Consider the following 8828-nt stretch of genomic DNA (forward strand, 5'->3'; position numbering starts at 1 on the left):
GACGTTTTACAAGCAAGACCTTCTCTTATGCTTTCGTAGTGTCTATTTTAGGCGTATGTAAATTCCAATTCGGCGGGAACCCGAGTGTCGCTAATATGTCGTTTACCTGCACGGAATACAAATGATTTCTTAAGTGACCATTTATTAATTTCCTGATTTTATTGTGAAGCGCAGCATGTTCCATGACGCTTAAGAAGCATTTGGTAGATAAAAAAACGGTGTATACATCACGGCGGGGTTGCTTGACTAAAAGATTGATATTAAAAGTATCATGCAATTCCGGCCAGTATTTTACCGGCGCGCGACAATTAAAATTTATAAGTCTGTTATTATGTGCGCACACATTTCGCACATCATTTATATTCGCAAGAAAACTTAACATTGTTTCTGGTGGGAATATACTTGCTTTCGGAATCTGCGGTTTTATAAAACGGAACATATCTTTCGCAATTTTATTTTGAATACTTACCGGAGAACATAAAATCATATGTCGCAATTCCCCGAAGTTTAAATAATTGACTAAAACCCAAATGGGTACATCATTATATTTTTTAATATAATGACAAATACTTGTATTTGTGAAACGCTTTTGTTTTTTAATCGTTTTGGATAGGCGTGATATCATTTCCCCAACGATTAATATTTTTGTTGAATCATAACTTGAGGTGTGGAGATATGCATAAGGGATATTAGGATAGGCTTCAGCGAACCTATATGCGAATACTGCTTTCAAATGGGCTTCAATTTCTAAAATCGCTTTTAAAAAGGCTTGTTTTAATTCTTTATCAAATAAATATAATCGAGTAATCTCCTCAAATGTCGTGTGTTTCGTGTATTCATCTCCTTTATGTGGGAAAAATTTACTATATCCATTAATAATATTGTAGTAATTATTTGTCAGAAGATACCGTTTAGCATTCTGCTCATCAGAAATAATAAGTTTTCGTGTTTTTAATAATGCAACTTGCTCATCTAGTGTCGTAAATTTTTTATCGTTCAAAGAAAAGAACCTCCCCATATAATGGAGAGGCTCTTAGCCGCGCTGGTCCCCGTAGAGATGGCAGCACTCTTACTTAAGTGTCTCCATTATAGAATTATAAGATGCTGTTGTCAAGTACAGTACATGGAAGTTTGTTGCCACGGTTGGCGCGTCTCTCTGCGGGGCGTTGGTAGCGCTCCGCTTTTAATTTATGTAAATTTATCCGCAGTGGGGCTTAATCTAAGATGATGTTATACATGATCACTTTTCCGATGATCAGCACGTTGTCGGCATCAGCTTTCGGAATGACTAAGTCAAGAAAGGAGGGATCAGTGCTTGCGGGACGGAAAACGAGCTTTCCGTCAATGTTAAAAAACTGCTTGACGGCGTACTCCCCGTTGTGGGCGAATACAACAATATCCTTGTTGGCCAAGTCGAGAATTTCTATATTTGTTTTAACGGCGATATATGAACCGTCAGGTATGATCTTGTCCATGGATCGGCCATTAATGGGCATGATAATAATATCCTTGTTGCGAGCGTATTTGCCTAACAGTGCGTCTGGCACAGTGACTTGCGGTAATTCACTAAGAGCGGAAACTTCAATCGGTAAACCCGCCGATATAGGCTCAGGAACATAGGAATACGAAAAGGCGGAAAGTGACGGCATGTTGTTTTCTTCTTCGCTCCAACCCATGATGTCGGCAGGCGACACATTCAGTGCACCGGCAATCTTTTTTATATTGTCATATGGAATATTTCCAATTACGCCTGATTCATAACGCTGGATTGTTTGTCGACTAACATTAACGGCATCAGCCACTTCCTGCAATGTCATTTGTCGCTGCTGTCGAATGCGGCGGATATTTTCATTAATCATCATATAATCCTCCTTGTGGGCTCATTGTACCATCAAATTACATGTTAAGCAACATAAAATTCACAAAAATAGTAAAAAGTTACTTGACAAGTACCAGCAACTGTTGTAACATAACAAGTAACAAGAGCGAGAAGGGGGGTGAACACATGGCAATCAATACAAACGCGTTGCGCGGCAAAATCGCTGAGCATAATTTGACGCAAAAAGATGTTGCTGATGAATTGGGCATTACGCCGAAGACTTTTTATAACAAGATGAAGCGCGGTAAGTTTGATTCAGACGAAATGTTGCAACTATCTGTGATTTTGAATCTTAACAAATCAGATGCGGCAAATATTTTTTTTCCGCAACTTGTCACTTAACAAGTAACAAAGCAAAAGGGGGGGTGAGGCAAACATGAAGATCAAGTGTACAGTCGAGGAATGGAAAGAACTCATTAAAAAAGAGCCACGCGATAACGGGGCTCAAATAGAGAAACTACTCATACAGAATCTTGCGGCGAACTTGTGTCTGGAACGAATCCTATTTTACGTCGTGGAACAGATGTATCCTGGCGCTTTACCGGGATTAAACAAAGATTTAGCTGAGATTGATGCACAACGAGATCAACTTTTGAGCCGTTTTCAAAATGCCCATAAAAAACAATGATGTTTGGATTTTTAAATCCTATAGAGTCTACGATGATAGGTTTATTTGAAAACATGGCAACTGTTAAGGCTGAAATTTCATCATCATTCAATTCTGCTTCAAATTCATTGATGGTCTTAACTAAGCATTCATAAGTCCAATCAGCTAATTGATAGTCACGAATCCGTGCGAATAGGTCAACGGGCGATTTTTCAACATTTTCACTCATAGTTTGCGCACCCTTTCTGAAAAAATGATTTGTAAATCTATCCAAGGCGATTATAGCGCCAAACAGTTTATGGGTCAAACATATTTCACAAGATATAGGAGGTAGGGGTGTATATGGGTCAACATTTTGTAGACGTGATGAAAAAGACGCGAAATGAAAAAGGGTGGACACAGTACAGGCTGGCGAAAGAATGCGGCCTATCAAGGGAGATGATTTCAAAGTTGGAGCTGGAAATGCACTCTCCTATGATCAGCACGGTAGAGCGGATATGTTCAGCACTGGGGATTGAGATTGTGTTTAAGAAAAAGAGTTGAGGGGGCGAAAAACAAATGACGGCAGCAGCCGAACAATGGAAGATGTATCAAGCCGTGAAAGCGTCGCTCGAGCCGGATCAACAAAACGTACTATCAGAAATTGAGGGGCGCGCGGCGAACACGGAACCGGGAGTTACGCTCGCAGAAGTTGTTGTTTTTAATGACCATGTGAACGATTTGCGCGGGGGAGAATATTTCCCGCTCGAAAATCGGCGTTTTTTGATCGAGTTGGGAAATGTTGATATTAGCGCCCTAAACTGGCTTACTGTTCAAAGTCTGTTCGACGGGGTGGGATTATATCACGCGCACGGTGGGTGGAGATTTGCAATCCGTCTTTCCGATTACTTTTCAAAGGTGATCGGCGCGTACATTCGCGATAGAAAGGAGGCGTAAAACATGGCAGACGTTCAACTGATAGACGGTCCGGTACTCATTTGCGCCGGCGATACATGGTGCAAAACAAGCGGGCTAAAAAAATTCGTAGGCCTTGGCGACACAAAGATCCGCGAACATGCGGCAATGATGGAAGCCAGCGGAAAATATGACGATAAAATCATCAGCTATCCGGGCATGCGGCTTATCAACGCGGGCGCGTTCATTGATTATCTTGTAGCGACGCAAAGCCTCAAGGCGAAAAAGAGGTTGGAAAAATGACGCTGTCATTACTGGATCTGATTTTTATCCTGCTTCTGTTCGGCGCGTTTTTCATCGGCGCGGTGACTTCTGTAATGCTGGTAATAAAAAGCGAATGCGAGCGCCGGGGGATCACGTATAAAAGCGATGAAAGAGGTGAAAAGAAATGAAAAGGCGCAGAAAACTGACCGCCGTTCAAAGGCTGGTATTAGCGCTGATTTTCATTCATGAGCATTGGCGGACTATTGGCGCGGCTATCGGCGGGGCGCTTATGTTAATAGGTGCGGCAAACTTAATCACGGCCGACGTGGAGTTATATGTTGATTATTCGGTGGCGCTGAAGTATTTAGCCAAGAGTTGGGGCGCAATAATCGGTGGCGGCGTGCTGATGAGCCTATGCGTTGACTTTGAGGAGGTAACGAGATGAAAGAAGCCGAGAACCCAATGGTCATTGACCGTCCGACAATTCCAACTCCGCACGTTTACAAGCTGAAAGTGACGGCTACTGTTGAGGCTACTATTGAAGTCACGGCAGATGATGAAGAGTATATCGACCTCATCATCGACGATTATACGGATAGCGTCATAGCGGAGATGGACAACTGCGAAATAGATGACTGGGAAGTAATAAGTGTTGAAGACGCGGAGGAAGAATATTATGACTGAAATAAAAAATGCGTCCGCGGCAACGGACGCACAAAGAACTATACACATAAATTATAGCACGACAAGTCTCTTCCATCAAAAAGTGATGGGGAAATCGGTTACAAGCGAATTGAGAGCGTTTGAAGCCATCGGCGAACATCTTGCCAATTTCATTGATGAGACGGATATTCTTGACGAACGTTCACTGGATTATATTCACGGGCAAGGCGAAGGCATGTTGAAAGTAGTTGACGGCATGAAAGAGATTATCCAAAAGATAATCGACAGAAATGTAGAGGTGCATATATGACACTATATGAAATCGGCGAAAATTACCGCGCATTGGCGGAACTTCTTGAAAGTGAAGAAGTAACACCGGAAGAAGTCGCCGACACATTCACCGCGATTGAAGATGCGGCGGGGGCAAAAATTGACGCTATCGGTTGGCTTTTCCGTAACCAAATGCGCATGGCGGAAGCACTAAAAGCGCAAGAAGCTGAATTTGCGCAAATGCGCAAGCGCAAAGAACGCGCGATGGAACGGCTGAAAGGTTTGTGTTTAACGTATTTAACCTTAACCGACAAGCGACAAGCGGCAGGTGATTTATTCACCATTAAGCGCCGGAAGAATCCCGCGTGCGTCATCGTAAGTGATGAGACGGCTATTCCGCGTGAATTTATTCGAGAGGAAGTTACGACGAGCGTCGACAAAACGGCCATCAAAAAAGCACTGAACGCAGGACAAGCCGTTACCGGCGCATTTCTGGAACAGGGGGAGAGCGTGGTGTTTGAGTAAACAAAATAAGAGACGCGTTAGGTATTTAAGAAGGGAGAAAACAACTTGTCATTTCAAATTACACGCGGCAAACAAGAACGGGCGCAGCGCATTGTGATTTACGGTATTGAAGGCATCGGCAAATCCACATTAGCGTCGCAATTTCCCGCGCCTTTGTTCATTGACACGGAGGGCGGCACGGCGCACATGGATGTCGCGCGTTTGCCCGTACCGGACACATGGGAAGAGCTGAAAGAAATGATTGCGCGCATACCGAAAGATCCGGCTATTGATGACTTTAGCACCATCGTTATTGATACCGTCGACTGGGCGGAAATGCTATGCATTGAGTACGTATGCAAAAAGCACGATAAAACCAACATTGAATCGTTTGGCTACGGTACCGGCTACACCTATGTCCGGGAAGAATTTGAACAATTTATTAAGTCGCTAAACGAGATTATTGCGGCCGGTCTGAATGTGGTACTCACGGCGCACGCGCAAATTCGTAAATTCGAGCAACCGGGAGAGGCGGGCGCGTATGATCGTTACGAATTGAAGCTGGGCAAACGTACCGCATCACAAACAGCGCCAATCATCAAAGAATGGGCGGACATGCTTTTATTCATTAACTATGAAACAAAAGTGTACAACGTAAATGGTACGGAAAAGTACAGAGCGACCGGCGGAAAACGAACCGTGTATACCACACACACACCTGCCTATGACGCGAAAAATCGGCACGATTTACCGCCATCATTCCCGCTTTCATATGAACCGCTGGAGAACATTATTCCGAACCGATTTAAGCGGGAAATCGACCCGCGGCTGGTAAAGCTGATGATCGACTTTGATGTAACCGATGAGCAGGTACGTGCGGCCGTTGAAAAAGCAGGATATTATCCGGCATCAAAACGGCTGGAAATATATCCGACCGAATTTGTAGAAAACAACTTGATTAAAAATTGGGACGGCGTTGTGTCCGTCATTAAAGAAGCCAAAGGAGAATAACAAATGGAACAAGCAGCTAACTGGAAACAATTCGCCAACACTCCGAACGGAGAACCGCAAGTACGTGAGTTAGGTTGGGGAGATGAAATCACGCAAGACAGCAATAATTTTGATCCGTTTGAAAACGGTATTTACATGTTCACCGTCAAAGAATACGAAAAGACGCGGACGCGCGGCAATGAAAAATTTCCGCCATGCAACATGGCTAAATTAACACTCGAATTATCCGACGGGCAACGCAACGTGCGCGCCTTCGATAATCTCGTGTTGCGTAACGATTTAGAGTGGAAAATCGGGCAATTCTTCCTGTCTATCGGCATGAAGAAAGAAAACGAACGGGCGCGCATTGATTTTGACGGTGCGATTGGTAAAAGCGGCTATGTGAAGGTAGAGAAAAAGGCATACACAAACCGCGACGGACAAACACGGTATCGCAATGAGATTACCCGCTATCTCGCGCCGAACGACAAGGAATTATTGGCGTTTGTTAAGGCGGCCACCGATAACACGCCGTTCTGATTATGCAACTACGCGACTACCAAGAACAAGCGGTGAAAGCAGTGTTCGCGGAGTGGGCAGACGGGCGACAGAAAACGTTGCTCGTTTGCCCGACCGGAACAGGCAAAACAGTCATCTTTTCCGAAATTGTACGGCGCATTGTAACAGCCGGCAAGCGGGTGCTGGTACTTGCGCATCGTGAAGAATTATTGAACCAAGCGGCGGAAAAGATTGAAACGCTGACCGGATGCATGACGGCGCTCGAAAAAGGCACGCAAACCAGCCTTCACAGTATGGCGCCGATCACCATTGCAAGCGTGCAGACGCTATCAAGAGAAAGCCGTTTGCAAGCATTTGAACCCGACCATTTCGACACGGTCATTATTGATGAAGCGCATCATGCGCTAAGTCCCACATATCGACGTATTATTGACCATTTCCAAGCGAAATATTTAGGCGTAACGGCGACACCTGACCGCGGCGACAAAAAGAAATTGGGCGAAATATTTGATTCGTTAGCCTTTGAATATTCGACCATTACGGCGATCAATCAAGGTTATCTCGTGCCGATTATCGCAAAACAAATACCGCTAAAAATTGACATCAGTCAAGTTGGCAGATCCGGCGGCGATTATGCGGCCGGCGATAGCGGACATGCGATTGAACCGTATTTATCGGAGATTGCGCGGGAAGTCAAACCGCTTTGCCCTGACCGCAAAATAGTCATGTTTTTGCCACTCATTGATACCAGCCGAAAGATGGTAAAAGCATTACAGGACATCGGCATATCCGCGGCGGAAGTGAACGGCGAATCGGCTGACCGTGCGGAGATTATCCGCGATTTTGAACGCGGCAAATATTCCGTACTTTGTAACGCCATGTTATTGACGGAAGGTTGGGACTGTCCGGCCGTGGATTGTATCGTCATTTTGCGACCGACTAAAGTCCGAAGCCTTTACGTGCAAATGGTAGGCCGGGGAACACGTCCGGCAGAAGGTAAAAAAGATTTATTATTGCTGGACTTTTTGTGGCAGTCGGGGCGAATGGAACTATGCCGACCGGCTGACATTGTCGCCGACAAAGAAGAAAAACTGGCGCGAATCACGCAAAAACTTACCGATGCGGACGGAGAACAGCTTGACCTGTTGGAACTTGCCGATGAAGTTGACCGCGATATTGTCAAAGAGCGCGAGCAGGCAATGAAAGATCTGCTGAAAAAAAACAGCACAAAAAAAGGCAAGACGGTCAATGTTATGCAATTTGAATTTTCTATCGGCGGCGGCATGCTGCTCGATTATGAACCCGACTTTGCATGGGAACGTGAGCCGGTTACGGAAAAGCAGGCACAGACATTACGAAAAATGGGCGTTGATCCGGATAGTATTTCATGTAAGGGCGCGGCAGTCATTATTATTAGTCGCTTATTAAAGCGTAGGAAAGCAGGACTGGCAACGCCGTTACAGATGCGGACGCTGGAACGATACGGCATGGAAGACGTCGGCGACTGGACAAAAGACCAAGCGACACGGGCGATCGGTTTCATTGCCCAAAACAAATGGAAAATGAGCGCCACAGTAAAAGAGCAGATTAGGGGGATTCGAGCATGAACCGTGACTTATTACAGGCGCTTGACTGCATCGACCCCGCCGCGCTTGATTACCAAGAATGGCTGAATGTCGGCATGGCGTTAAAGTTGGAAGGTTACCCCGTGCATATTTGGGAAGATTGGAGCCGGAACGACACGGCGCGTTTCCATGAAGGAGAATGCGCGCGCAAGTGGGCGGGATTTAACGGCAACGCGACACCCGTCACGGCGGGGACTGTGTTCATGCTTGCCAAACAACACGGCTGGAAGCCGGCGGCTAAAGATGTACATGAATTGGCATGGGACGCCGAAATAACGCAAGACTACAAGATCATCCAAACAGAATGGCTGGAAGGGCGGGAACTGGTTGAGCCTTCCACTTGGGATCCGGCGCAACAATTAATTACCTACCTTGAAACGTTATTTGAGGCGGACGAACATGTCGGCTACGTGTCGGAAAGCTACCATGCGAAAAACGGCCGATATTTGCCAAGCATGGGATTTTGGGACAGAACGGCAGGACAACTGATTGAATCGTTGCGCCGAAGCCCGGACGATATCACGGACACCATCGGAACGTACAACACGGAAGCGGGCGCGTGGATTCGATTTAATCCGCTGGACGGACAAGGCTGCAAGAACGCCAACGTTAC

General features: G+C 45.5%; 16 protein-coding genes. 13 read left to right on the plus strand and 3 right to left on the minus strand.

The genetic code is table 11. The features are described from left to right. Nucleotides 1-25 precede the first annotated feature (25 nt). Both HNR45_RS05385 and HNR45_RS05390 read right to left on the minus strand, forming a co-directional pair. On the minus strand, nt 26-1000 hold the full coding sequence (locus HNR45_RS05385) for an Abi family protein (RefSeq protein WP_200841484.1): 975 nt from the start codon (nt 998-1000) through the stop codon (nt 26-28). Between the two features lie 214 nt (nt 1001-1214). Further along, the gene (locus HNR45_RS05390) at nt 1215-1862 is read right to left on the minus strand and encodes an XRE family transcriptional regulator (protein ID WP_159822229.1); all 648 of its coding nucleotides are present in this window, start codon (nt 1860-1862) and stop codon (nt 1215-1217) included. A 143-nt stretch (nt 1863-2005) separates the two neighbouring features. Between HNR45_RS05390 and HNR45_RS05395 the strand changes: the two genes are divergently transcribed. Next, nucleotides 2006-2221: a helix-turn-helix domain-containing protein gene (locus HNR45_RS05395; RefSeq protein WP_060803343.1), complete on the plus strand. Its 216-nt coding sequence runs from the start codon at nt 2006-2008 to the stop codon at nt 2219-2221. A gap of 119 nt (nt 2222-2340) precedes the next feature. Here the strand turns inward: HNR45_RS05395 and HNR45_RS05400 are convergent, their stop codons facing one another. Then, nucleotides 2341-2715 carry a DUF6173 family protein gene (locus tag HNR45_RS05400; protein WP_159822227.1) on the minus strand — a complete coding sequence of 125 codons (375 nt, stop codon included), beginning with the start codon at nt 2713-2715 and terminating at the stop codon, nt 2341-2343. 137 nt (nt 2716-2852) lie between these two features. On the opposite strand from HNR45_RS05400, the gene HNR45_RS07410 reads away from it, so the two are divergent. The 12 genes from HNR45_RS07410 to HNR45_RS05460 all read left to right on the plus strand — a co-directional run. Beyond that, nucleotides 2853-3029, plus strand: a complete 177-nt coding sequence (locus tag HNR45_RS07410; protein WP_420892096.1) for a helix-turn-helix domain-containing protein — start codon at nt 2853-2855, stop codon at nt 3027-3029. 15 nt (nt 3030-3044) lie between these two features. Then, nucleotides 3045-3422 carry a hypothetical protein gene (locus HNR45_RS05410; protein WP_159822224.1) on the plus strand — a complete coding sequence of 126 codons (378 nt, stop codon included), beginning with the start codon at nt 3045-3047 and terminating at the stop codon, nt 3420-3422. A gap of 3 nt (nt 3423-3425) precedes the next feature. Continuing rightward, nucleotides 3426-3683, plus strand: a complete 258-nt coding sequence (locus tag HNR45_RS05415) for a hypothetical protein (RefSeq protein ID WP_159822222.1) — start codon at nt 3426-3428, stop codon at nt 3681-3683. Beyond that, nucleotides 3680-3832, plus strand: coding sequence for a hypothetical protein (locus HNR45_RS05420; protein ID WP_159822220.1), 153 nt, complete (start codon nt 3680-3682; stop codon nt 3830-3832). The genes HNR45_RS05415 and HNR45_RS05420 overlap by 4 nt, the downstream gene beginning before the upstream one ends. After that, the gene (locus HNR45_RS05425) at nt 3829-4089 is read left to right on the plus strand and encodes a hypothetical protein (RefSeq protein ID WP_159822218.1); all 261 of its coding nucleotides are present in this window, start codon (nt 3829-3831) and stop codon (nt 4087-4089) included. Before HNR45_RS05420 ends, HNR45_RS05425 begins: the two co-directional genes overlap by 4 nt. Continuing rightward, on the plus strand, nt 4086-4328 hold the full coding sequence (locus tag HNR45_RS05430; protein WP_159822216.1) for a hypothetical protein: 243 nt from the start codon (nt 4086-4088) through the stop codon (nt 4326-4328). Before HNR45_RS05425 ends, HNR45_RS05430 begins: the two co-directional genes overlap by 4 nt. Continuing rightward, nucleotides 4321-4617 (plus strand): hypothetical protein, encoded by a 297-nt coding sequence (locus tag HNR45_RS05435; protein ID WP_159822214.1) that lies wholly within the window; start codon nt 4321-4323, stop codon nt 4615-4617. The genes HNR45_RS05430 and HNR45_RS05435 overlap by 8 nt, the downstream gene beginning before the upstream one ends. Then, nucleotides 4614-5102, plus strand: coding sequence for a siphovirus Gp157 family protein (locus tag HNR45_RS05440; RefSeq protein WP_159822212.1), 489 nt, complete (start codon nt 4614-4616; stop codon nt 5100-5102). Before HNR45_RS05435 ends, HNR45_RS05440 begins: the two co-directional genes overlap by 4 nt. A 45-nt stretch (nt 5103-5147) precedes the next feature. Continuing rightward, nucleotides 5148-6092, plus strand: coding sequence for an ATP-binding protein (locus HNR45_RS05445; protein ID WP_159822210.1), 945 nt, complete (start codon nt 5148-5150; stop codon nt 6090-6092). Nucleotides 6093-6095: 3 nt separating this feature from the next. After that, entirely contained in the window at nt 6096-6611 is a 516-nt protein-coding gene (locus tag HNR45_RS05450; protein WP_159822208.1) for a hypothetical protein, read from the plus strand. A gap of 2 nt (nt 6612-6613) precedes the next feature. Continuing rightward, complete coding sequence (locus HNR45_RS05455) at nt 6614-8197, plus strand: DEAD/DEAH box helicase (protein ID WP_159822206.1); 1584 nt, start codon at nt 6614-6616, stop codon at nt 8195-8197. Continuing rightward, on the plus strand, nt 8194-8828 hold a 635-nt coding region (locus HNR45_RS05460), incomplete at its 3' end, for a PriCT-2 domain-containing protein (RefSeq protein ID WP_184327569.1). The genes HNR45_RS05455 and HNR45_RS05460, both read left to right, overlap by 4 nt.

Origin of the sequence: Negativicoccus succinicivorans (assembly GCF_014207605.1) — a bacterium.
Taxonomy (GTDB): Bacteria; Bacillota; Negativicutes; order Veillonellales; family Negativicoccaceae; genus Negativicoccus; species Negativicoccus succinicivorans.

What these genes read in the sequence shown, in the direction of transcription:
- HNR45_RS05430 (WP_159822216.1), top strand. Translation starts at nt 4,086, where the DNA reads ATGAAAGAAGCCGAGAACCCAATGGTCATTGACCGTCCGACAATTCCA.
- HNR45_RS05455 (WP_159822206.1), top strand. Translation starts at nt 6,614, where the DNA reads ATGCAACTACGCGACTACCAAGAACAAGCGGTGAAAGCAGTGTTCGCG.
- HNR45_RS05425 (WP_159822218.1), top strand. Translation starts at nt 3,829, where the DNA reads ATGAAAAGGCGCAGAAAACTGACCGCCGTTCAAAGGCTGGTATTAGCG.
- HNR45_RS05390 (WP_159822229.1), bottom strand. Translation starts at nt 1,862, where the DNA reads ATGATGATTAATGAAAATATCCGCCGCATTCGACAGCAGCGACAAATG.
- HNR45_RS05450 (WP_159822208.1), top strand. Translation starts at nt 6,096, where the DNA reads ATGGAACAAGCAGCTAACTGGAAACAATTCGCCAACACTCCGAACGGA.
- HNR45_RS05420 (WP_159822220.1), top strand. Translation starts at nt 3,680, where the DNA reads ATGACGCTGTCATTACTGGATCTGATTTTTATCCTGCTTCTGTTCGGC.
- HNR45_RS05395 (WP_060803343.1), top strand. Translation starts at nt 2,006, where the DNA reads ATGGCAATCAATACAAACGCGTTGCGCGGCAAAATCGCTGAGCATAAT.
- HNR45_RS05415 (WP_159822222.1), top strand. Translation starts at nt 3,426, where the DNA reads ATGGCAGACGTTCAACTGATAGACGGTCCGGTACTCATTTGCGCCGGC.
- HNR45_RS05435 (WP_159822214.1), top strand. Translation starts at nt 4,321, where the DNA reads ATGACTGAAATAAAAAATGCGTCCGCGGCAACGGACGCACAAAGAACT.
- HNR45_RS05400 (WP_159822227.1), bottom strand. Translation starts at nt 2,715, where the DNA reads ATGAGTGAAAATGTTGAAAAATCGCCCGTTGACCTATTCGCACGGATT.
- HNR45_RS07410 (WP_420892096.1), top strand. Translation starts at nt 2,853, where the DNA reads ATGAAAAAGACGCGAAATGAAAAAGGGTGGACACAGTACAGGCTGGCG.
- HNR45_RS05440 (WP_159822212.1), top strand. Translation starts at nt 4,614, where the DNA reads ATGACACTATATGAAATCGGCGAAAATTACCGCGCATTGGCGGAACTT.
- HNR45_RS05410 (WP_159822224.1), top strand. Translation starts at nt 3,045, where the DNA reads ATGACGGCAGCAGCCGAACAATGGAAGATGTATCAAGCCGTGAAAGCG.